The following is a 21800-nucleotide window of genomic DNA, read 5'->3' on the forward strand; positions in this document are numbered from 1 at the left end:
TTCAAGGGCCTGCGTCTCACGACGCAGGCCCTTTTCGTTTTGCGGTCGCTTTTCTGCGCCCCTCCTCTGCTGCCGAATGCTTCGGGCTCGCCCAGCGCGTTCACGAGTCGGCGCTTCGACGGCATCTGATCGAAGCGCCTCGACCGCTCACTTCACCCGCTCCGCCGTCGCATCAAACGCACGCCGCGCCTTGTCGACGATCTCGTCGACTTCCGCCTCCCGGATCACGAGCGGCGGCGACAGCAGCATCCGATCACCGGTCGCGCGCATGATCAGGTTGCCGTTGAAACAGAAGTCGCGGCAGATCGTGCCGATACCGACATCGGCGCCGAATCGCTCGCGCCGGCTCCGGTCACGCGCCAGCTGAACGCCCGCGACCAGCCCCGCTCCCGCGATCTCGCCGACGATCGGATGATCGCCGAGCGCTTCCCGCAGCCGGCGCTGGAAATACGGCCCGATGTCGCGCTTCACGCGCTCGACGATCCCTTCGTCGCGCAGCAACTTCAGGTTCGCGACCGCGACGGCTGCCGCCACCGGATGCCCCGAGTAGGTGAGGCCGTGATTGAATTCGCCGTTGTCGATGATCGGGCGCGCGATGCGCTCGTGAATGCCGACCGCACCCATCGGCACATAACCCGACGTGAGGCCCTTGGCCATCGTGATCAGGTCCGGCTCGAAGCCGAAGTGCTGGTGCGCGAACCATTCGCCGGTGCGCCCGAAGCCACCGATCACTTCGTCGGCGACGAGCAGGATGTCGTACTTGCGGCAGATCCGCTGGATTTCCGGCCAGTACGTCGACGGGGGGAAGATCACGCCGCCCGCGCCCTGGAACGGCTCGCCGATGAACGCGGCGACGTTCTCCGCACCGAGCTCGAGGATCTTCGCCTCGAGCTGCTGCGCGCGGGCGAGGCCGAACGCTTCGGGCGTCTCGCCGGCTTGCGCTTCGCCGAAGAAATACGGCTGGTCGATGTGCACGATGTGCTCGACCTTCGACGGCATCTGCTCGTGCATATAGCCCATGCCGCCGAGCGTGCCGCCCGCGATCGTCGAGCCGTGGTAACCGTTCTTGCGCGAGATCACGTATTTCTTCTGCGGCTTGCCCTGCACGCGCCAGTACTGATGCACGACGCGCAGCACGGTGTCGTTGCCTTCCGAGCCGCTGTTGCAATAGAAGAAGTGATTGAAGCCCGCGGGCGTGAGCTCGGCGAGCAGCGTCGACAGCTCGATCACCGGCGGGTGCGTGGTCTTGAAGAACGTGTTGTAGAACGGCAGTTCCTGCAGCTGGCGATACGCGGCGTCGGCGAGTTCCTTGCGGCCGTAGCCGACGTTTACGCACCAGAGGCCGGCCATTCCGTCGATCACCTTGTTGCCGTCAGAGTCCCACAGGTAGACGCCGTCGGCCTTCACGATCACGCGGCTGCCCGCGCGATTGAGCGCGCCCATGTCCGAGAACGGGTGAATGTGGTGCGCGGCGTCGAGCGCGCGGTATTCGGCGGTCGAGTGCGGCGGGAAGGCTTCGTTTCGATCGGTCATGTTTCCTCCGTAAAACAGCGCCGCACACTCACACGTGCAGCAGCAGATGGCGGCGTTCCCACGAGCTGATCACGCGGAAGAACGCTTCGTATTCGGTTTCCTTCAGCGCCAGGTACGCCTTCACGAACTTGTCGCCGAGAATGCCGGCGAGCGGCGTGCACGCGGCCATCAGCGAGATGCCCTCCTCGAGATTGCGCGGCAACTGGTACGGCAGGTCGTAGCCGTCGGACGCGATCGGTTCGGTCGGCGCGAGCTGCTGGGTGAGGCCGAGATAGCCGGCCGCGAGCGTCGCCGCGAACGCGAGGTACGGGTTGCAGTCGACGCCCGGAATCCGGTTCTCGATGCGCCGCGCGACCGGCGTCGACTGCGGGATGCGGAAGCCGACCGTGCGGTTGTCGTAGCCCCACTGCACGTTGATCGGCGCGGCCATGAAGCGCGACAGCCGGCGATACGAGTTGATGTACGGCGCGAAGATCGGCATCAGCGCGGGCGTGTACTTCTGCAGTCCCGCGAGATAGCTGTGGAACATCGGCGACACGACCCCGCCCTCTTCGGCGAACAGGTTGCGACCGGTGTGCACATCGGCGAGGCTCTGGTGGATGTGCATCGCGGAGCCGGGCTCGCCTTCCATCGGCTTGGCCATGAACGTCGCGTACATGTTGTGCCGCAGCGCCGCCTCGCGCACCGTGCGCTTGAACAGGAACACCTGGTCGGCCAGCGACAGCGCGTCGCCGTGCACGAAGTTGATCTCCATCTGCGCGGCGCCGACTTCGTGGATCAGCGTCTCGATGTCGAGCCCCTGCATCTCGCAGTATTCGTAGATGTCCTCGAACAGCGGATCGAACTCGTTGACCGCCTCGATCGAATACGACTGCCGGCCGGTTTCCGCGCGGCCGGTGCGCCCGATCGGCGGACGCAGCGGCAGGTCGGGATCCGCGTTCATGTCGACCAGGTAGAACTCGAGCTCGGGCGCGACGACGGGCTGCCAGCCCTTCGCCTTGTACAGGTCGAGCACGCGGCGCAGCACGTAGCGCGGCGAGATCTCGACCGGCGAGCCATCGAAATGCACGCAATCGTGGATCACCTGCGCGGTCGGATCGACGGCCCACGGAACCAGGCAGATCGTCGATGGATCGGGCACGCACACCATGTCGGGATCAGTCACGCCGGTCAGCGTGCCGTCCTCCGGATAGTCGCCGGTGACGGTCTGCACCATCACGGCCTGAGGCAGGCGCATCGATTCGCCGGATTCGAATTTGTTGCGCGGAATGATCTTGCCGCGCGCGATACCGGCCATGTCGGGAATGATCGCCTCGACTTCCGTGATGCGGTGCTGACGCAGGAATTCGCTCAGTTCGGGTTGCATGATCGGCCTCGTTCAGTCGATGTCGGATGCGGCCGGCGACGGCATGGTGCCGCCGGCCGCACGAATGCGGTGGGTCATGCGCGCGCGGCACGCCGCGCCGAATGCCGCGAAGATGTCGCGCGACAGCGGCTGTTCCGCGAAGCGCCATTCGGGATGCCACTGCACGCCGAGCGCGAACGCGCGCGCGCCGCGCACGCTGACGGCCTCGATCAGCCCGTCGGGCGCGCTCGCTTCGACCGCGAGCCCCGCGCCAAGCCGCGCGATGCCCTGGTCGTGCAGCGAATTGACCATCGCGTCGTGCGCGCCGCGCGCGATCCGTTGCAGCAGGCCGCCCGGCGCAAGCTGGATGCGATGGGCGGGGCCGTACTGTCGCTCGAGCGGATCGCCGTCGCGCTCGCGATGGTCATGGAAACCGGGGCTCGCATGCAGCCGCTGATGCAGCGTGCCGCCGTACGCGACGTTCAGCTCCTGCATGCCGCGGCAGATCGCGAGCACCGGCACGCCGGCATCGATCGCCGCGCGGATCAGCGGCAGCGCGGTCGCATCGCGCGCGGGGTCGTGCAGCGTGTCGGGCGTACTCGCCGGGCCGCCGTAGTGATGCGGCTCGACGTTCGAATAGCTGCCCGTCAGCAGCAGCCCGTCGACGGATGCGACGATCGCGTCGACCGGCTGCCGCGCACCCAGCGCGGGCAGCACGAACGCCAGCGCGCCGGCGCCGTCGACCAGCGCGACGAGATACTTCTCGCCGGCCGTGTGGTTCGGATGGGCGCCGCGCAGGATGCGGTCGGCGGTAACGGCTACGATCGGGCGCGCGCGCATGATCGCCTCCGCGATAAGCGCGCGACGCGTCCGGACGCGCAGGACGATGGAAGTCCGCCGCCGCCTGGCATGCGCGCGTGCACGATCATGCCGCGCGCACGATGCGGCAACCGGCAGTGTGACCCGATGCAAAAACGGAAAAGGACACTAGGGCAACAATGAAGCGCTGCCGTCGCGCTGCACCGCGCTGAACAGGTGCGCGGTCACGAGGTTGAAGCGGCGCAGGCCGCGATGGGACACAGCGAAGAAACCAGGCTCGCGTATGAGGACGGCGCGCGTGCCGCGATCAGCATGCCGGATCGGCCCGGCCTGAGGCGGCGCGCCCGCCGACGGACTTCGGGTCCGGCGTATCGAAGGGCTGGCGGCTTTCACGATCGTACTCGACTGACTGATGAAGACAGGACACGTGTCGCGGTGACGCGCAGGCGGCAACGCCGTGCGGCGACACGTCGGGAAGGTGTCTCGCGACGGATTCTGGCTTGGTACGGCGCCAATCGACACCGTCGTCGCCGGTGCGCGCGTGACGACTTCCTGACATTCAGCTTATATCACCTAAAAATTGCGTCAAATTTCCAGGTACCGATCCCCGACATCGATCAGACAAAAAAACGGCATCGACCGTTCGGATCGATGCCGTTTTTGTGCGCTGCGTCAGCTTGCCCGCACCGCCTGCCGTCAAGCCGGCGCGGAAAGTACCACCGCACCGCCGCATGCAGCGTGCCGACGGATCAGCGATGCGCGAGCGCGGTTTCGACGAGCGTCTGCAGCAGCGGCACGATCCGCGCGGCGCGCGCTTCGTCGTATGCGTACGGACGCGTCTCTTCCATGTAGGTGATCTGCGACAGTTCGAGCTGCACGGCTTCGACGCCGGTGGCCGGCACGCCGTAGTGACGCGTGATGTAGCCGCCCTTGAACCGCCCGTTCGCGACCGCCGTATAACCACCGTGCGCGTTCACGCATGCGGCCAGCGCCTCGGCGAGGCCGGGCGCGGCGCTCGCGCCGCTCGACGTGCCGAAGTTGAAGTCCGGCAGGCGGCCTTCGAAGAAACGCGGCACGTGCGAGCGGATCGAGTGCGCTTCCCACACGAGCACGCGGCCATGCTCGCGCTTCAGGCGCGCGATCTCGCCTTGCAGCGCGTCGTGATACGGGCGCCAGTAGCGGTCGCGGCGGCGCATGATCTCGTCGTTGCCGGGCAGCGCGTTCGGCGGATACAGCGGCGCCTTGTCGAACGTGTCGACCGGCACGAGCCCGGTCGTATCCTGCCCCGGGTACAGGTTCTCGTTGTCGGGCGGACGGTTCAGGTCGACGACGTAACGCGCGTGCGACGGCACGAGGATCGATGCGCCGAGCGTCGCCGCAAACCCGTACAGCCGCTCGAGATGCCAGTCGCAATCGTCGACGAAGCGCGCGTCGGGCGTCATCGTCGCGGCGATGTCGTCGGGGATGTGGGTGCCTGCGTGCGGGATCGAGATCAGCAGCGGCAGCGCGCCCTGCTTCAGCGTGAATACAGCCGGTTGTTCAGTCATGTCGCCTCACCGTAAAAGTCTGCCGGCGCACGCGCGCGGCGTGCGCCGGACGCCGCGCGTCAGCGCAGCAGTTGCGCCAGCGCGGCGCGGTAGTCGGCATAAGCAGCGGTTTCGTCGCGATGACGGCGGCCGCTCACGACGCGTTCGCCGCCGGTGTACACGTCGAGCACCGGCGTATCGCCATGCTCGGCGAACACCGCGCCCGACAGCCACGCCGCGCTGCCGTGTTCGGCGATCGCGGGATGATCGGGATCGAGCACGAGCCAGTCGGCGCGGCAGCCTTCGCGCAGCGCACCGATGCGCCGCCCGCTTGCCTGCGCGCCGCCCATGAGCGACGCGTCGAACAGCCGGTCGGCGACATGCGCCTGCGTGTCGCTCGCGAGCACGTTGCGCGCGCGATGCACGAGCCGCTGCCCGTATTCGAGCAGGCGCAGCTCCGAGCGCCAGTCGACCGACGCATGGCTGTCCGAGCCGACACCGATCACGCCGCCCTGCGCGAGATAGTCGACGGCCGGAAACACGCCGTCGCCGAGGTTCGCTTCGGTGGTCAGGCACAGGCCCGCCACCGCACGACGCTTCGCGAGCGCCGCCGTTTCGGCCGCATCGACGTGCGTCGCGTGCACGAGGCACCAGCGCGCATTGACGTCGAAGCGATCGAGCAGCCATTGCACAGGCCGCGCGCCGTACGCACGCACGCAATCGTCGACTTCGGCCGTCTGCTCGGCGATGTGGATATGCACCGGCGCGTCGTCGGGCAGGCCGTCGAGCAGCACGCGCAGCCCGTTCTCGGACACCGCGCGCAGCGAGTGCGGCGCGACGCCGTAGCGCAGCCCGCCATGCTCGGGCGCGACGCGGCGCATCGCGTCGAGCAGTTCGAGCAGGCCGTCCGGCGTGTTGATGAAGCGGCGCTGGTCGTCGCGCGGCGGCTTGTTGCCGAAGCCGGCGAACTGGTACGACACGGGCAGCATCGTGATGCCGATGCCGGCCGAGCGCGCCGCGTCGATCACGCGCGTGCCGAGCTCCGCGAGCTGCGGATAGCGCGAGCCGTCCTGCGCGTGATGCACGTAGTGAAATTCGCACACCGACGTATAGCCGCACTTGAGCATCTCGACGTACAGCCAGCGCGCGATCGCCGCGAGCGCGTCGGGCGTGATCTTCAGCGCGAAGCGGTACATCAGGTCGCGCCAGCTCCAGAAGCTGTCGGCGGGATTCGCACGGTATTCGGTGAGCCCCGCCATCGCGCGCTGGAACGCGTGCGAATGCAGGTTCGGCATGCCGGGCAGCACGGGCCCGGCCGCGCGCGCGACGCCTGCCGGCGCATCGGTGTCGGGCGTCACGTCGGTCAGCGTGCCGGCCGCGTCCCAGCGCAGCAGCACGTTGCGGCGCCAGCCGTCGGGCAGGTAGGCATGGTCCGCGAACAACGTCATTTCGGTCATGGTGAGTCTCGTCTATTGCAAGGCTAGCCGTTCATCCGGCGAAACACCGTCGCACCACCGCGCACGACCTGCTCGCACAGCGGGCGGCCGATCCAGTAAGCGAGCTCCGCCAGCGAGCCGACCGACCAGACCGCGAAATCTGCCTGGCGACCGATCTCGAGCGCACCGTGCCGATCAGCTCGGCCGAGCGCCGCGGCCGCATGGCGCGTCACGCCCTGCAGCACCTCGGGCACCGTCATCCGGAACAGCGTGCAGCCCATGTTCAGCGTCAGCAGCAGCGATTCGAGCGGCGACGTGCCGGGGTTGTGATCGGTCGCGAGCGCGATCGGCACGCCATGCTTGCGCAGCAGCTCGATCGGCGGCAATTGCGTTTCGCGGATGAAGTAGTACGCGCCCGGCAGCAGCACGGCGACCGTGCCGGCCGCCTTCATCGCCTCGATGCCGGCTTCGTCGAGAAATTCGAGGTGGTCGGCGGACAGCGCGCGATACCGCGCGGCCAGCGCGGTGCCGCCCGCGTTCGACAACTGCTCCGCGTGCAGCTTCACCGGCAGGCCGCGCCGCGTCGCGGCCTCGAACACGCGCTCGGTCTGCGCGAGCGAAAAGCCGATGCGCTCGCAGAACACGTCGACCGCATCGACGAGGCCTTCGTCGGCCAGCGTCGGCAGCATCCGTTCGCATACCTCATCGATGTATTCGTCCGCGCGGCCCGCATATTCCGGCGGCAGTGCGTGCGCGCCGAGGAACGTCGTGTAGACGCTGACCGGGAAGCGCTCGCCGAGCTGGCGCGCGACGCGCAGCATCTTGCGCTCGCTCGCGAGGTCGAGCCCGTAACCCGACTTGATCTCGATCGCGCTCACGCCTTCCGCGAGCAGCGGCTGCAGACGTGCGGCGGCCTGCACGAACAGCGTCGTCTCGTCGGCCGCGCGCGTCGCGCGCACCGTCGACACGATCCCGCCACCCTGCCGCGCGATCTCCTCGTAGCTGACGCCGGCGAGGCGCTGCGCGAACTCGTCGGCGCGCGTGCCGCCGTACACGAGGTGCGTGTGGCAGTCGACGAGGCCCGGCGTCACCCACGCGCCGTGCAGGTCTTCCCGCTGCCAGTGCGCGTAACCGTGCGGCAGCGCGGAGAACGCGCCGAGCCACACGATCGTGCCGGTTTCGTCGACGGCGATCGCCGCGTCGTCGAGGGTTTCGTCGGGGTGGCCGTGCGGACACAGCCTCAGGTGATGCCAGACAGTCGGTTTCATGCGTTCAGTCTCGTGCGCCGACGGCGAGCGACACGGCGAGCAGCGCGCCGCCTCCGCTCACGACGACGTCAAACGCACGCCGCGGCCCGTCGAGCCGCAGCGTGTCCATTTCCTGCAGCGCGTAATGCGCGCCGTCGATCTCGACGCCGACCGCGCCGCTCGCGCAGAACAGCAGCACGGTATCGGCGCGCTCGACGCGGTGCGTGCCTGCGCGCCACACGTCGACGGTCCCGCGCGCGGCCGAGCGGCGCGTCATCAGGTTGAAGTCGCGGGTCGGGCCGTCGTGCAGCGTCGCGTCGATCGCCGTTTCGCCGGCGAAATCCGCACGGGCGAGCGGCACGTCGAGCACATGGCGTGCGCCGCCCGCTTCCGTGAGCGTCATGCCCGCGCCGGACAGCAGCACGAGCGTGCGGTCGACGCCGTCGAAACGCGAGAACGGCCCGGCCGCGTCGACGTCCGCGACGCTCACGCGCCACGCGAACGCATCGAGCGCGGCGCCCGGCACCGCACCGCCGGACGTTCCGCGCGACGAAAATGCCGCGATTTCGCGCGTCACGCCGCCGCCGTTCTTCCACGGCGACGCAACGAGATCCGCTGCGCGAATCATCGCTGCGTGCACCGGCGCCTGGTCGAGCGCCGTCATGCTCAGCGGCCGAGCATCGGCAGCTTCAGGCCGACTTCGCGGGCCGTCTGCTGCGCGAGTTCGTAGCCGGCATCCGCATGGCGCATCACGCCCGTCGCCGGATCGTTCAGCAGCACGCGGCCGAGACGCTCGTGCGCTTCGGCGGTACCGTCGGCGACGATCACGACGCCCGAGTGCTGCGAGAAGCCCATCCCGACGCCACCGCCGTGGTGCAGCGACACCCACGATGCGCCGCCCGCGGTGTTCAGCAGTGCGTTCAGCAGCGGCCAGTCGCTCACGGCGTCCGAACCGTCCTTCATCGATTCCGTCTCGCGGTTCGGGCTCGCGACCGAACCGGTGTCGAGGTGGTCGCGGCCGATCACGATCGGGGCCTTCAGTTCGCCGTTCTTCACCATCTCGTTGAACGCCTGGCCGAGGCGATAGCGATCCTTCACGCCGACCCAGCAGATCCGTGCCGGCAGGCCCTGGAACGCGATGCGCTCACGTGCCATGTCGAGCCAGTTGTGCAGGTGCGCATCGTCGGGGATCAGCTCCTTCACCTTCTGGTCGGTCTTGTAGATGTCTTCCGGATCGCCCGACAGCGCGACCCAGCGGAACGGACCCTTGCCTTCGCAGAACAGCGGGCGGATATAGGCCGGCACGAAGCCCGGGAAGTCGAATGCGTTCTCGACGCCCATTTCCAGCGCCATCTGGCGGATGTTGTTGCCGTAGTCGAGCGTGGCCGCGCCGCGTTCCTGCAGCGTCAGCATCGCGCGCACCTGCTCGGCCATCGACTGCTTCGCGACCTTCACGATGCTTTGCGGATCGACCTTCTGCGCCTCGCGCCATTGCGCGACGGTCCAGCCTTGCGGCAGGTAGCCGTTGATCGGGTCGTGCGCGCTCGTCTGGTCGGTCACGCAATCCGGCGTGACGCCGCGCTTGACGAGTTCCGCGAACACGTCGGCCGCGTTGCCGAGCAGGCCGACCGAGACCGGCTTGCCGGTGCGCTTCGCTTCGTCGATCATGCCGAGCGCTTCGTCGAGCGTCGTCGCCTTCTTGTCGACGTAGCGGGTCTTCAGGCGGAAGTCGATGCGCGTCTCGTCGCATTCGACCGCGATCATCGAGAAACCTGCCATCGTCGCGGCCAGCGGCTGCGCGCCGCCCATGCCGCCCAGGCCGCCCGTCAGGATCCAGCGGCCCGACGGGTCGCCGTTGAAGTGCTGGTTCGCGACCGAGAAGAACGTCTCATAGGTGCCCTGCACGATACCCTGGCTGCCGATGTAGATCCAGCTGCCGGCCGTCATCTGGCCGTACATCATCAGGCCCTTGCGGTCGAGCTCGTGGAAGTGATCCCAGTTCGCCCAGTGCGGCACGAGGTTCGAGTTCGCGAGCAGCACGCGCGGCGCATCCGGGTGCGTGCGGAACACGCCGACCGGCTTGCCCGACTGGATCAGCAGCGTTTCGTTGTCCTCGAGATCCTTCAGCGACGCGAGGATCTGGTCGTAGCATTCCCAGTTGCGCGCCGCGCGGCCGATGCCGCCGTACACGACGAGCGCGTGCGGATGCTCGGCGACTTCCGGATCCAGGTTGTTCTGGATCATCCGGTAGGCCGCTTCGGCCAGCCAGGTCTTGCAGACCTTCTCGCTGCCGCGCGGTGCGCGGATCGTGCGCGTCGGATCGAGACGGGGATCGATGTGTTTCGGATGGTTCATGACAACTGCTCCCGAAGGAAAGTGAAGATCAATTGGAATCAGAAATGCCCGGTGAAGCGATAACGACTGCCCGGGTGCCACAAGTTCGCCACCGAGGCGACGACGCCCTGCGACCAGGTACGCCGATGTAAAACCAGACACGGCTCGACGTCGTCCATCCGCAACTGCTCGCGCCGCTCGGGCGCCGGAGCCGCCGCTTCGATCCGATACTCGACGCGCTGCAGCGGGGCCGCGCGCATCAAGTACAGGTTCGGCGTCGTGTTCGTGAAATCCTGCTCGGCATAATCCGGCGCGACCGCCGGATTCACCCATCGTTCTTCGAGCTGGACGGGTTCGTCATTCTCGAAGTGCAACACCTGCGAATAAAACAGCGTTGCGCGCACGGCCATCTGCATCTCGTCGGCGAGCGCCTCGTCGGCGCGGATCGTGTCGAGGCCGAGCACGCTCGCGCGGTACGCATGCCCGCGCGCGTCGACCTCTTCCGAAATGCTGCGGATCGCGACGAGCGTCGACTCGTACTTCGGCCGCGCGACGTAGGTTCCCGCGCCCTTCATGCGGGTGAGCACCTGCTCGGCCGTCAACTCGCGCAACGCGCGGTTGACGGTCATGCGCGCGACCTTGAATTCGCGGGCCAGTTCGTTCTCGGAGGGCACCTGGTCGCCCTCCGCCCACTCGCCGGCGTGAATGCGGCCCAGGATGAAATCCTTGATCTCCTGGTAGACCGGCGCGCTCATGGGCTTACTGTTCCGACGCGAACGAGAACGGCGCGACCTTCGCGAACGCGCGCTCGCTGACGAGCTTCGCGATCACCGCGATATCCGGTGCGAAGTAGTGGTCGAGCTCGTAGTGCGCAACATGGCCGCGGATCGTTTCCATCACGGGCGCGAGCTTCGGGCTCGTGTGGTACGGCGCGCGCAGGTCGACGCCCTGCGCGGCGGCCAGCAGTTCGATCGCGAGGATGTACTTCGTGTTGTCCGCGATGTCGGCGAGCTTGCGCGCGGCGAACGTCGCCATCGACACGTGGTCTTCCTGGTTCGCCGAGGTCGGCAGCGAGTCGACCGATGCCGGGTGCGCGAGCGTCTTGTTTTCCGAGGCCAGCGCGGCAGCCGTCACGTGGGCGATCATGAAGCCCGAGTTCACGCCGCCGTCCTTCACGAGGAACGGGGGCAGGCCCGACAGCGTCGCGTCGATCAGCAGCGCGATGCGGCGCTCCGCCAGCGCGCCGATTTCGGCGGCGGCGAGCGCGAGGTTGTCGGCCGCGAACGCGACGGGTTCAGCGTGGAAGTTGCCGCCCGACAGCACTTCGCCGGTATCCGGGAAGATCAGCGGGTTGTCCGACACGGCGTTCGCTTCGATCAGCAGCACGTCGGCCGCGTGGCGCATCTGGTCCAGGCACGCGCCCATCACCTGCGGCTGGCAGCGCAGGCTGTACGGATCCTGCACCTTGTCGCAGTCGCGGTGCGACTGGTTGATCGGCGAGCCGTCGAGCAGGTCGCGGTACGCCGCGGCCGCGTCGATCTGGCCGCGATGGCCGCGCAGCTCGTGGATGCGTGCGTCGAACGGCTTCACCGAGCCGGCCGCCGCGTCGACCGACAGCGCACCCGCGACGAGCGCGGTGCGGTACAGGTCTTCGATCGAGAACATGTTGTCGAGCGCCAGCGCCGTCGAGGCCTGCGTGCCATTCAGCAGCGCGAGGCCTTCCTTCGCCTGCAGCGTGAGCGGCGCGAGGCCCGCGACGCGCAGACCGTCCAGCGCGCTCGCGCGCTCGCCGCGGATGAACACTTCACCGACGCCGAGCAGCACGGCCGACATGTGCGCGAGCGGCGCGAGGTCGCCCGATGCGCCGACCGAGCCCTTCACCGGGATCAGCGGCAGCACGTCGGCGTTGAACAACGTGATCAGCGCGTCCATCACCTCGCGGCGGATGCCCGAGTGGCCGCGCCCGAGGCTCGACAGCTTCAGCGCCATCAGCAGGCGCACCGACGAGCGCGCCATCGGCTCGCCCACGCCGACCGCGTGCGACAGCACCAGGTTCTTCTGCAGCAGCTCGAGCTGGTCGTGCGGGATGTGCGTGCTGGCCAGGCGGCCGAAGCCCGTGTTGATGCCGTACGCCGGCTCGCCTTTCGCCGCGATGTCGGCGACGGCCTTCGCGCCGGCGTCGATCTTCGCGAAGCTCGCCGGGTCGAGCGTGAGCTGCACGGATTCGCGAGCGATCTTGCGCAGTTGCGGGAGGGTCAGGTGGCCGGGGGTCAACGTAATCATGTGAGCAATCCTGTCTAGACAAGTTCGGGATGGATTGCAGTGTAGCCATCGGAACTTGTCTAGACAACCCCGTTTTTAATGATTTCGACTCGGGAGTTTCCCTGATGCCGGGTGCGCCCGGCGGGAGTAGCCGGCCAGGCCCGGGAATTAACATATGTTGCAATTATTTTTTATTTGGCAACATACGAATCCGCACTTTCCCGCCATCCGCCTTCGGAGACCTCCCATGACCATCCCGCCCCGGTTGACCGCCCTTTTCGGCCGCAGCCTGCTCGTCGCCGCCTGCGCACTCGCGTGCGGCGCGTCGCTCGCCGCGGAGCCGCTGTCCGGCACGCTCGAGAAGATCCGGCAGGCCGGCCTGATCTCGATCGGCCACCGCGAAACGTCGGTGCCGTTCTCCTACGTCGACGCGAGCGGCAAGGTGATCGGCTTCTCGCAGGACCTGTGCGATCGCGTGATCGCCGCCGTGAAGGCGCGCACCGGCAAGCCCGACCTGCAGGTGCGCTTCATCCCGGTCACGTCGCAGAACCGCATCCCGCTCGTGCAGAACGGCACCGTCGATCTCGAATGCGGGGTGACCACCAATCTCGCCGCGCGCCACGCGCAGGTCGCGTTCTCGACCACCTTCTTCGTCGCGACGACGCGCCTGCTCACGCGCACGAGCTCGGGCATCCGCGACTTCCCCGATCTCGCCGGCAAGACGGTCGTGACGAACCAGGGCACGACGTCCGAACGCCTGCTGCGCAAGATGAACGAGGAAAAGAAGATGAACATGCAGATCATCAGCGCGAAGGACTACGGCGAAGGACGCCTCACGCTCGAATCGGGCCGCGCGGCCGCCTACATGATGGACGACGTGCTGCTCGCCGGCGTGCGCCAGCTCGCGGCGAAACCGGCCGACTGGGCAATCGTCGGCACGCCGCAGTCGTCGGAAGCGTACGGATTCATGCTGCGCAAGGACGATCCGCAGTTCAAGGCGCTCGTCGACGGCGTGCTCGTGCAGCTGATGAAGAGCGGCGAGATCAATGCGCTGTACGACAAGTGGTTCATGAAGCCGGTGCCGCCGAAGGGGCTCGCGTTCGACTTCCCGATGAGCGACGTGATCAGGACGCGCTACGCGGCGCCGAACGACGCACCGCTCGAGTGAGCGCCGCGCGGTGACATCGGCTCACGCGCGCGTCCACGCGACGCACGCCGCGTAGCCGGGCGCCGCGTCGAGCCAGCGCGCGTCGAACGCGGCCACGCCGGCCGCCGGCGCGGCCGGCTCGACGATCATCGTCGCGGGCGTCGCCGCATCGCGCGGCGGCACGACGGCGAACGCGCGCAGCCCACCGCCGATGCCGATGCCGAGCGCCTTGAGCAGCGCCTCCTTCGCGGACCACACGCGCATGAACGCGTCGGCACGCGCGCCGGGCGGCAGGCCGTCGAGATACGCGGCTTCGGCAGTCGCGCACACTTCGGCCGTCAGCGCGCGCCAGTCGGTCGTGCGGTTGCAGCTTTCGATATCGACGCCGACGCGCCCCGTCCCTGCCCATGCGATGAGCGCGTGATCGCCCGCGTGCGACACGTTGAAATCGAGCGATGCGCGATGCGCGGGATCCAGCGACGGCCGTCCCGATGCATCGACGACGATCGCGATATCGTTCGGCGCCAGGTCGAGCGCCGCGCCGAGCACGTCGCGCAGCGCGGCGCGCGTCGCGGCGCTACGCACCGCATCCTCGTGTCGAAGATAGCGCCCGGCACGCGCGCGCTCGGCGTCGCTCAATGCCGCATAGGCCGGCGACGCGAGCGGCACGCGCCAGTCGAAATCGATGCGCGCGACCTGCACGCCGGCACGCGACGCAGCAGGCGGCAAGTCGAGCAGGTGCACGCGCCATGCGCGCGACAGGTCGGCGGAAATCTCGGAATCGGGCGGAACGGACATCGGCGCGCAGCAGGCAGTCGGATCAAACGTCCGATGTTAATCGATCGCGCGGGACGCGGAACGATGCGTCGCGACGGGCATCGTCGGCAGCGGCAACCGGCCCGGCCGCCTGATCGACGCAACGGCTTGGTTGCAGGCGCGGTCAGCCTTGCGCGACGGCGCCCGGCACGCCGCTTTCCGCCTGCCCCGCACGCTGCGCCGGATGGCGCGCGTGGACATGGCCCGGCGCATCGGCCGGCAGCGCGCCGTGTTGCAGCCAGTACAACGCGACGGGCCACAGCGTGTCGGTGAAGCGGCTGTGGAAGAACGCGAAGTGGCCGATCGCATCGATGCCGATGTCGCGCGGCGCGATCCGCAGATGCGTGACGTCGCTGCCCGTGTAGTAGCCGACCAGCCGTTCGATCGCGTCGACCGTGCCGAAACCGTCGTCCTCGAGGCCGATCGCGAGCATCGGCGCCGACAGCCGCGCGAAGCGGCCCGGCAACGCGACGCGGCTCGCCTCGGGTTCGGCGAGCAGGCCGTGCGTGTACGCATCCTCGAAGCGCGGTTGCGCGCGCACCCACGACAGCGCGACGCCGCGCGGCGTGTCTTCCATCCAGCCGAGACGTTTAGCGGGCACATAGCCGAACACGGCCGCGAGCGCCGGCATCGCGACGTGCCACTTCAACCACATGCGCCGCCGCTCTTGCGGCCGATAGTCGCGCCAGTACGCATACTGCGCGCCGACGGTCACCACATGACGCACGCACGCGCTCGACGCCGCGAGCCCGAGCAGGCAGCCGCCGATGCTGTGCGCGACGACGTCGAGCGGCTGGCCCGCAAACGCGTCGCGCGCGTACTGCAGCGCGGCCTCGCAATCGAGCCGCCCCCAGTCGAGCCAGTTCGCGCGCAGCGTCGCGAGCCGCGCGGGGCGCGATCCGCCGATCCCGCGATAGTCGTAGACGAGCACGTCGCGCCCCTGCGCGAACAGCCACGCGGCGAATCGGAAGTAATAGTCGCAGCGCACCGACGTCGCGCAATTGATGACCGTCACGGGCCGCGGGGCACCACCGCCGCCGCCGCGATGGCGCCACACGTAGCCGCGCAACGCGTAGCCGTCGGCCGCGGTCAGCGTCACGGGCTGCGGCGGCAATGCGTCCGCCGCCCGCCCGGGCGCGTACTCGGCCGCTTGCCCGGCCGCGTGCGCCGTCCCGCCTGCTTCATTCGAAATCGTCATCCTGTCTCCTGTGCGGCATGACCTGCGCCGGCGCCTGCCCGTCGGCCAGCCTCCATTGAACTTGACGCGTCCGGCGTTCTCAACCAATCTTGCTGCTCCGTTCGCATGAGCCCTACGCATGTCAACGCCGCTCGTCCGTCTCCCGTCGCTGGACCTCGTGCGCGGCTTCGTCGCCGTCGGCCGCCGCATGAGCATCACGCTCGCCGCGCAGGACTTGTGCGTCACGCAGTCGGCCGTCAGCCGCCAGGTGCATGCGCTCGAAGCGCATCTCGGCGTCGCGCTGCTGCAGCGCGGCTATCGGAAGATCGCGTTCACGCCCGAAGGCGAGCGGCTGTTCCGCGCAGCGGATGCGGCGCTGCTCAGCCTGCAGGACACCGTCGCGTCGCTCGCCGCCGCGCGCGAGCGCCAGCCCGTCACGATTACCGCGAGCATCGGCGTGACCGCCTTGTGGCTGCTGCCGCGACTCGGGCGCCTGCAGGCGCGCCTGCCCGAGGTCGACTTGCGCGTCGCCGCGAACGACAAGGTACTCGATTTGCGCGCGGAAGGCATCGACCTCGGGATCCGCTACTGCCCGCGCGAGCGCGCGCCGGCCGGCGCGGTACGCCTGTTCGACGAGATCGTCGTGCCGGTCGCTCACCCCGCGCTGGCCGCCCGGCCCGTCACCGACACGGCTGCGATCGCGGACCACGTGCTGCTCGAATTCGACGGACCGCCGCAAACGCAGCTGCAATGGCGTGCGCACCTGCACGCAGCCGGCCTCGGCGACGCGCGCCCCAAGGGCGTGCTGCGCTTCAACCAGTACGACCAGGTGATCCACGCCGCGATCGCCGGCCAGGGCGTCGCGCTCGGACGGCTCGCGCTCGTCGCGCCGATGCTCGCCGACGGCCGGCTCGCGGTGCTCGGCCCGCGCTCGCAGGCGTCGTCCGATGCCTATGGCTACTGGCTGTTCCGGCACGATCCGGCACCGCGCCGCGAAGTCGCCGACGTGCGCGACTGGATTCTCGCCGAAGCAGCCGAGTGCGACGCGGCGATGCGCGCGTACGACGTGGAGCAGCGGTAGGCGCGCGATTTTTCGCGTTGAGCCGATGCCGGTGCCTGCGCGCAGCGGCGATCGTTGCGCGACGGATCGCGCCTGCAGGCGATGGACCGACGCCGTAACAGCGCATCGGCCGCGTGCCACGCCGGCCGCCTGCGCGGCAGCGGCTCCACGCACCCGGCTCGCGCCGCCGTCCTCGCCCGTCCTCGCCGTCCTCGCCCTTTTCGCCCTTTTCGCCCTTTTCGCCGTTCTCGCCGTTCTCGCCGACATCGCGTCCGACCTCACGTCGCATTCCCTGCACGCATGCGAACCCGACCGAATGATCGCTTGAGCGACACCGCGACCGGATCGTCTAATCGGATCGAACGCGGCCGTCGCGCCGCACGCATTCATCCGGAGACATGCATGACCCCGATCGAACGAGACGCCCGGCGCCGCTGGCTGCCGGTACTCGCAGGCGGCCTGATCATGGGCGCCGCGCTCGGTATCCGCCACGTGCAGGGCTTGTTCCTCGCGCCGGTCACGCTCGACCACGGCTGGTCGCGCGAAGCGTTCGGTCTCGCGCTCGCGCTGCAGAACCTGGTCTGGGGCATCGCGCAGCCGTTGACCGGGATGATCGCCGACCGCTTCGGGTCGGTGCGCGTGATCGTCGCCGGCATGCTGCTGTACGCGGCCGGGCTCGTCACGATGGCGCTGGCGGCGTCGATCGGCGTGTTCACGGCCGGTGCGGGGCTCGTGATCGGCATCGCGCTGTCGGGGTCAGCGTTCGCGTCGATCTACGGCGCGCTGAGCCGGCTGTTTCCGCCCGACCGGCGCGGCTGGGCGCTCGGCGTCGCCGGCGCGATCGGCGGGCTCGGCCAGTTCTGCATGGTGCCGGTCGCGCAGGTGCTGATCGGCGGCATCGGCTGGCAGCATGCATTCGTCGCGCTCGCGCTCGTCGCCGCGCTGCTCGCGCCGCTCGCGGTACTGGTGCGCGACCGGCCCGCGCAGGCCGCGAGCCAAGCCGACGGCACCGATCAGTCGATCGCGGCGGCCGTGCGCGAAGCGTTCACGCACCGCGGCTTCTGGCTGCTGAACGCCGGGTTCTTCGCATGCGGGTTCCAGCTGGCGTTCATCGCGACCCACCTGCCGGCCTACCTGCTCGATCACGGGCTGCCCGCGCGCCATGCCAGCGTCGCGCTCGCGCTGATCGCGCTGACCAACGTGGCCGGCACCTACGCGTGCGGCCATCTCGGCGGCGTGCTGCGGCGCAAGTACGTGCTGTCCGTGCTGTACCTCGTGCGCGCGCTCGCGATGGCCGCGTTCGTTGCCGCGCCGTTGTCGCCCGTGAGCGTCTACGTGTTCGCGGCCGTGATGGGCTTCACGTGGCTCGGCACGGTGCCGCTGACCAACGGCGTGATCTCGCAGGTATTCGGCGTGCGCTACATCGCGACACTGTTCGGCTTCGTCTTCTTCGGGCACCAGCTCGGCAGCTTCTTCGGCGTATGGCTCGGCGCGCTCGTGTACGACGCGACGCATTCGTATCTGCCGCTGTGGATCGGCTCGATCGCGCTCGGCGTGCTGGCCGCGCTGCTGCACCTGCCGATCGACGACGCGCGCATCGTGCGCCCCGGGTCGGCCAAAGCCGCATGGGCATGATCCGTGCGGCGCTGGCCGCCGCCGTGCTCGCGTTCGTCGCGTGGTGTGGCGCGACCTACTTCGATTCGGGCCTCGCGCTCGCGCTGCTCGAGCATGCGGCGTTCTGCAACTGACGCGGCAAGTTACACCGCGCGCGAACGGCCGGCGGCGCCCGGCTTCGGCAACGTGGCCAGCGCATCGAGCGCACGACGGCGCGCGCCGTCGTGATCGACGATCGGCGCCGGATAGTCGAGCCCGAGCCGCACCCCGGCCGCCGCCAGCTGCGCCGCGGACGCCTCCCACGGCGCATGGATCGCCGCCGCGTCGAGGCCCGCGAGTTCCGGCACCCAGCGGCGCACGTACTCACCCTGCGGGTCGAACTTCCGGCCCTGCGTCACCGGATTGAAGATGCGGAAATACGGCGCGGCGTCGGCCCCGCAGCCAGCCACCCATTGCCAGTTCGCCGGGTTGTTCGCGGCGTCCGCATCGACGAGCGTGTCGTGGAACCAGCGCTCGCCCGCCCGCCAGTCGATCAACAGATGCTTGACGAGGAACGACGCGACGACCATCCGCACGCGGTTGTGCATCCAGCCGGTCGTCCACAGCTCGCGCATTCCCGCGTCGACGAGCGGATAGCCGGTCAGCCCGCGCTGCCATGCGCGCAGCGCGGCGGGATCGTCGCGCCACGGCATCGCGTCGAACTGCGCGCGGAAGTTGTCGGTCGCGAGCGCCGGGAAGTGATACAGCAGCACGTGGCTGAATTCGCGCCAGCCGAGCTCGCTCAGGAATTTCTCCGCACCGGCCGCGCACGCCGCGCCGCCCGCCTGTGTCGCACCCTGCACCGCATGCCACACCTGTCGCGGCGACACGTTGCCGAAGCGCAGGAACGGCGACAGACGACTCGTCGCGGGCTCACCGGGTCGATCGCGTGTGTCGGCGTAGCCGGCGAGCGACGCGTGCACGAACGCGTCGAGCCGCGCATGCGCGCCGGCTTCGTCGGGCGCCGGCCACTCGTCGCGCAGACCGCCCGCCCAGTCCGGCGCGTGCGGGCGCAACGCGAGCGCGTCGAGCGCCAGCGCGCGTTCGCGCACGGCGGCCGGCCACGGATGAAACGCGATCCGCTCCGGTTCCGGCAGCGGCGCCATCACCGTGCGATCGCGCCGCACCGCGCGCCAGTATGCGGTGAACACCTGGAACGGCGTACCGGCGCCCGTCATCACTTCCCACGGTTCGTTCAGCAGGCTGCCGTTGCTACTCTCGACCTCGAGACCGCGCGCCTTCAGCGACGCCTTCAACGCCGCATCGGCGTCGCGCTGCGGCTGCGCATAGCGGCGGTTCCAGTACACGGCCGCCGCGCCCGTGTCGTGCACGATGCGCTCGATCTCGCGCTGCGCATCGCCGCGCAATAGCAGCAGGTGTCCGCCATGACGCGCGAGCGCCGCGTCGAGGGCGGCGAGCGCGCCGTGCAGCCACCAGCGCGCCGCGCCGCCGAGCGCACGCCCCGCCCCGTCGCCCGTGTCGTCGACATACACGCACACGAGCGGCCGGCCCGACGCGACTGCGCGCGTCAGCGCGGGCTGGTCGGTCACGCGCAGATCGTCGCGGAACCACACGACGGCAGGAGCAACGGACGACTTGGCGGACACGGGCACCTCGCGGCAGGAAACGGAAAAGTGATGCGTATTGTCGCGGCAGGCTCGCGCGATGTCGACGCTCGCCACGCAGCGGCGCGTGCGCGCGCATCGGGGGCCGACGCCGGATCGCCGGATCGCCGGCCCGGTGAAACGCCTTAGTCCATTCCGACGATTCTTCGTCGAGGTTCACGCGTGACACAGCGATCGACTCGCGCGTGCCGGGCTCGCCGATGCAACCGGCCCGAGCGGCGCGGCGCGCGCGGCGCACGGGCCGCGGCTCAGTCCAGACGGAACGCCGCTTCGAACCGCTCGGCGAATGCGTCGAACTCGGCTTCCGGCAGATGGTTGATACCGCCCGCGCGCTTGCGTCCGCCACCGGTCGGGAAACCGCGGCAGAACTCGTCGGCGCAAAGCGGCCTGCCGTCGGGCACACGCACGCTGACCACGAACCCGCCCTGCGCACGCGGCGACAGCACCGCGAGCGCCGCATGCGGCGCGTTGCGCATCCGCTCGTTCGCGAGCATCCCCGACACGCGCCGCGCCCACGGTTGATCCGGCATCCTGATCAACGTCGCGCCCGGCACGTCGCGCAGCGGCACGAGCGCGCATGCCCGCGCCATGTCGTCGCGATAGCCGTCGCGCAGCGCGGCGAACACCGGCGTGTCGCGCACGAAGTCGAGCGGATCGGCGCACGGCAGCATCGCATCGGCCAGCACCGCCGGATCGAAATGCAGATCGCCGACGCAGTCGCCGTATGCGTTGTAGTTCAGGTAGAGCCCGAGCTCGGCCAGCGTGCAGCGCTCGGCTTCATCGATTCCGTATTCGTGCGCGAGCGCGTCGCCGAGCGCCGGCAGTTCGTCGCCGAACGCCGCGACGATCGCCCAGCGCACGTGCCGCCCGCCGAGATAGCGGTTCACGAGCGCGCTCGTGCAGATGTCGGCGGCCGTGTCGATATACGCATCGAAACGCGGATCGCCGGGCAACGCGCCCGCGAAGTGATGATCGAAGTAGCGAACCACCGCGCCGTCGCGCAGCAGCCGCGCGCATGCGTCGCGGTTCTGGTCGTGCGACACGTCGAGCACGGTCACGCGATCGCCGGCCCGCGCATCGATTCGCTCGAGCAGCTTGATGTCGCGCTTCACGCCGGTCACGAGCGTGCCGCCCGCGCCCTCCGCGAGCCGTAGCTGCTGCAGCGCGCAGAGGCCGTCCGCGTCGCCGTTGAACGCGAAGAAGTGCCGTGCCTGCCGAGTTTCCTGCATGATTCGCCGCTCCCTCCTCAGGGCATGAAATCGCCGCCGTTCGCATCCAGCGTCGCGCCGGTCACTGCGTTCGCATAATCCGACGCAAGGAACAGCGCCGCGCGCGCGCAGTCGTCGTCGGTCGGCAGCTTCGCGAGCGCGATGTTCGACGCGATCGGCGCGATGATCTGCTCCTCCGTCATCCCGTACTCGGCTGCCGCCTGCCGGAAATACGTCTGCGTCGGCACGCTCCACATCCACCCCATGTGGATGCTGTTCGCGCAGATCCCGTGCACGCCGAGTTCGCGCGCCAGATATTTTGCCGCAACCGCGAGCGCGCCCTTCGATACAGCGTAGCCCGATTCCCCTGCAAATGGCTTGCGCGTCGCCTGCGTGTTGATCATCACGATCGCGCCGCGCTTCTGCCGCTTCATGTGCGGCACGATTTCCTGCGTGAGCGTCATCGTGCCGAACACGTTGGTGTCGAACACCGCGCGCCAGCCGTCGAGATCGGCGTCCTCGACTGCCTCCGGAAACGTGCCGTGCACAAACGCGCTGTTCACGAGCGCGTCGATCCGGCCGAAGCGCTCGATCGCCTGCGTCGCGAGCTGC

19 protein-coding genes are annotated in these 21800 nt (G+C 69.1%); 4 read left to right on the forward strand and 15 right to left on the reverse strand.

Features of this window, described 5'->3' with window-relative positions; genetic code table 11:
- Positions 1-147: 147 nt before the first annotated feature.
- The 10 genes from BAMB_RS11110 to hutH all read right to left on the reverse strand — a co-directional run bounded on the left by BAMB_RS11110 (position 148) and on the right by hutH (position 12523).
- Positions 148-1533 (reverse strand): aspartate aminotransferase family protein, encoded by a 1386-nt coding sequence (locus tag BAMB_RS11110; protein WP_011657409.1) that lies wholly within the window; start codon positions 1531-1533, stop codon positions 148-150.
- A gap of 28 nt (positions 1534-1561) precedes the next feature.
- Positions 1562-2899, reverse strand: coding sequence for a glutamine synthetase family protein (locus tag BAMB_RS11115; protein ID WP_011657410.1), 1338 nt, complete (start codon positions 2897-2899; stop codon positions 1562-1564).
- 12 nt (positions 2900-2911) lie between these two features.
- A complete protein-coding gene (locus BAMB_RS11120; RefSeq protein ID WP_011657411.1) occupies positions 2912-3718 on the reverse strand; it encodes a gamma-glutamyl-gamma-aminobutyrate hydrolase family protein in 807 nt (268 codons plus the stop codon).
- Positions 3719-4446: 728 nt separating this feature from the next.
- The gene (hutG, locus tag BAMB_RS11130; RefSeq protein ID WP_011657414.1) at positions 4447-5244 is read right to left on the reverse strand and encodes an N-formylglutamate deformylase; all 798 of its coding nucleotides are present in this window, start codon (positions 5242-5244) and stop codon (positions 4447-4449) included.
- A 59-nt stretch (positions 5245-5303) separates the two neighbouring features.
- Positions 5304-6680 (reverse strand): formimidoylglutamate deiminase, encoded by a 1377-nt coding sequence (locus BAMB_RS11135; RefSeq protein ID WP_011657415.1) that lies wholly within the window; start codon positions 6678-6680, stop codon positions 5304-5306.
- 23 nt (positions 6681-6703) lie between these two features.
- Entirely contained in the window at positions 6704-7927 is a 1224-nt protein-coding gene (hutI, locus tag BAMB_RS11140; protein ID WP_011657416.1) for an imidazolonepropionase, read from the reverse strand.
- Between the two features lie 4 nt (positions 7928-7931).
- Positions 7932-8570 (reverse strand): HutD/Ves family protein, encoded by a 639-nt coding sequence (locus BAMB_RS11145; RefSeq protein ID WP_041491217.1) that lies wholly within the window; start codon positions 8568-8570, stop codon positions 7932-7934.
- Positions 8571-8572: 2 nt separating this feature from the next.
- On the reverse strand, positions 8573-10261 hold the full coding sequence (gene hutU, locus BAMB_RS11150) for a urocanate hydratase (protein WP_011657418.1): 1689 nt from the start codon (positions 10259-10261) through the stop codon (positions 8573-8575).
- 38 nt (positions 10262-10299) lie between these two features.
- Positions 10300-10995, reverse strand: a complete 696-nt coding sequence (hutC, locus tag BAMB_RS11155) for a histidine utilization repressor (RefSeq protein ID WP_011657419.1) — start codon at positions 10993-10995, stop codon at positions 10300-10302.
- Positions 10996-10999: 4 nt separating this feature from the next.
- Positions 11000-12523, reverse strand: a complete 1524-nt coding sequence (hutH, locus tag BAMB_RS11160; protein ID WP_011657420.1) for a histidine ammonia-lyase — start codon at positions 12521-12523, stop codon at positions 11000-11002.
- A gap of 226 nt (positions 12524-12749) precedes the next feature.
- Between hutH and BAMB_RS11165 the strand changes: the two genes are divergently transcribed.
- Positions 12750-13670, forward strand: a complete 921-nt coding sequence (locus BAMB_RS11165) for a glutamate/aspartate ABC transporter substrate-binding protein (RefSeq protein ID WP_041491218.1) — start codon at positions 12750-12752, stop codon at positions 13668-13670.
- Between the two features lie 21 nt (positions 13671-13691).
- On the opposite strand, the gene BAMB_RS11170 is transcribed toward BAMB_RS11165, so the two are convergent.
- Together BAMB_RS11170 and BAMB_RS11175 are read right to left on the reverse strand one after the other, a co-directional pair.
- Complete coding sequence (locus BAMB_RS11170) at positions 13692-14447, reverse strand: 4'-phosphopantetheinyl transferase family protein (protein ID WP_011657422.1); 756 nt, start codon at positions 14445-14447, stop codon at positions 13692-13694.
- Between the two features lie 142 nt (positions 14448-14589).
- Entirely contained in the window at positions 14590-15663 is a 1074-nt protein-coding gene (locus BAMB_RS11175; RefSeq protein ID WP_011657423.1) for an alpha/beta hydrolase family protein, read from the reverse strand.
- Positions 15664-15781: 118 nt separating this feature from the next.
- Between BAMB_RS11175 and BAMB_RS11180 the strand changes: the two genes are divergently transcribed.
- From BAMB_RS11180 to BAMB_RS36085, 3 genes are all read left to right on the forward strand, one after another.
- Positions 15782-16723 carry a LysR substrate-binding domain-containing protein gene (locus tag BAMB_RS11180; protein WP_011657424.1) on the forward strand — a complete coding sequence of 314 codons (942 nt, stop codon included), beginning with the start codon at positions 15782-15784 and terminating at the stop codon, positions 16721-16723.
- Positions 16724-17104: 381 nt separating this feature from the next.
- Positions 17105-18337, forward strand: a complete 1233-nt coding sequence (locus tag BAMB_RS11185) for an MFS transporter (RefSeq protein ID WP_011657425.1) — start codon at positions 17105-17107, stop codon at positions 18335-18337.
- Positions 18328-18450: a hypothetical protein gene (locus BAMB_RS36085; RefSeq protein ID WP_041491219.1), complete on the forward strand. Its 123-nt coding sequence runs from the start codon at positions 18328-18330 to the stop codon at positions 18448-18450. Before BAMB_RS11185 ends, BAMB_RS36085 begins: the two co-directional genes overlap by 10 nt.
- A gap of 9 nt (positions 18451-18459) precedes the next feature.
- On the opposite strand, the gene BAMB_RS11195 is transcribed toward BAMB_RS36085, so the two are convergent.
- From BAMB_RS11195 to BAMB_RS11205, 3 genes are all read right to left on the reverse strand, one after another.
- Complete coding sequence (locus BAMB_RS11195) at positions 18460-19962, reverse strand: cryptochrome/photolyase family protein (protein WP_041491381.1); 1503 nt, start codon at positions 19960-19962, stop codon at positions 18460-18462.
- A gap of 266 nt (positions 19963-20228) precedes the next feature.
- Complete coding sequence (locus BAMB_RS11200) at positions 20229-21209, reverse strand: hypothetical protein (protein WP_011657427.1); 981 nt, start codon at positions 21207-21209, stop codon at positions 20229-20231.
- A gap of 17 nt (positions 21210-21226) precedes the next feature.
- Positions 21227-21781 carry an SDR family oxidoreductase gene (locus tag BAMB_RS11205; protein ID WP_227739479.1) on the reverse strand — a complete coding sequence of 185 codons (555 nt, stop codon included), beginning with the start codon at positions 21779-21781 and terminating at the stop codon, positions 21227-21229.
- Positions 21782-21800 lie beyond the last annotated feature (19 nt).

It is taken from the genome of Burkholderia ambifaria AMMD, assembly GCF_000203915.1.
GTDB classification, from domain to species: domain Bacteria; phylum Pseudomonadota; class Gammaproteobacteria; order Burkholderiales; family Burkholderiaceae; genus Burkholderia; species Burkholderia ambifaria.

Excerpts from the sequence above, each read along its gene's own strand:
- BAMB_RS11110 (WP_011657409.1), bottom strand. The coding sequence starts at position 1,533 with ATGACCGATCGAAACGAAGCCTTCCCGCCGCACTCGACCGCCGAATAC.
- BAMB_RS11115 (WP_011657410.1), bottom strand. The coding sequence starts at position 2,899 with ATGCAACCCGAACTGAGCGAATTCCTGCGTCAGCACCGCATCACGGAA.
- BAMB_RS11120 (WP_011657411.1), bottom strand. The coding sequence starts at position 3,718 with ATGCGCGCGCGCCCGATCGTAGCCGTTACCGCCGACCGCATCCTGCGC.
- hutG (WP_011657414.1), bottom strand. The coding sequence starts at position 5,244 with ATGACTGAACAACCGGCTGTATTCACGCTGAAGCAGGGCGCGCTGCCG.
- BAMB_RS11135 (WP_011657415.1), bottom strand. The coding sequence starts at position 6,680 with ATGACCGAAATGACGTTGTTCGCGGACCATGCCTACCTGCCCGACGGC.
- hutI (WP_011657416.1), bottom strand. The coding sequence starts at position 7,927 with ATGAAACCGACTGTCTGGCATCACCTGAGGCTGTGTCCGCACGGCCAC.
- BAMB_RS11145 (WP_041491217.1), bottom strand. The coding sequence starts at position 8,570 with ATGACGGCGCTCGACCAGGCGCCGGTGCACGCAGCGATGATTCGCGCA.
- hutU (WP_011657418.1), bottom strand. The coding sequence starts at position 10,261 with ATGAACCATCCGAAACACATCGATCCCCGTCTCGATCCGACGCGCACG.
- hutC (WP_011657419.1), bottom strand. The coding sequence starts at position 10,995 with ATGAGCGCGCCGGTCTACCAGGAGATCAAGGATTTCATCCTGGGCCGC.
- hutH (WP_011657420.1), bottom strand. The coding sequence starts at position 12,523 with ATGATTACGTTGACCCCCGGCCACCTGACCCTCCCGCAACTGCGCAAG.
- BAMB_RS11165 (WP_041491218.1), top strand. The coding sequence starts at position 12,750 with ATGACCATCCCGCCCCGGTTGACCGCCCTTTTCGGCCGCAGCCTGCTC.
- BAMB_RS11170 (WP_011657422.1), bottom strand. The coding sequence starts at position 14,447 with ATGTCCGTTCCGCCCGATTCCGAGATTTCCGCCGACCTGTCGCGCGCA.
- BAMB_RS11175 (WP_011657423.1), bottom strand. The coding sequence starts at position 15,663 with ATGACGATTTCGAATGAAGCAGGCGGGACGGCGCACGCGGCCGGGCAA.
- BAMB_RS11180 (WP_011657424.1), top strand. The coding sequence starts at position 15,782 with ATGTCAACGCCGCTCGTCCGTCTCCCGTCGCTGGACCTCGTGCGCGGC.
- BAMB_RS11185 (WP_011657425.1), top strand. The coding sequence starts at position 17,105 with ATGACCCCGATCGAACGAGACGCCCGGCGCCGCTGGCTGCCGGTACTC.
- BAMB_RS36085 (WP_041491219.1), top strand. The coding sequence starts at position 18,328 with ATGGGCATGATCCGTGCGGCGCTGGCCGCCGCCGTGCTCGCGTTCGTC.
- BAMB_RS11200 (WP_011657427.1), bottom strand. The coding sequence starts at position 21,209 with ATGCAGGAAACTCGGCAGGCACGGCACTTCTTCGCGTTCAACGGCGAC.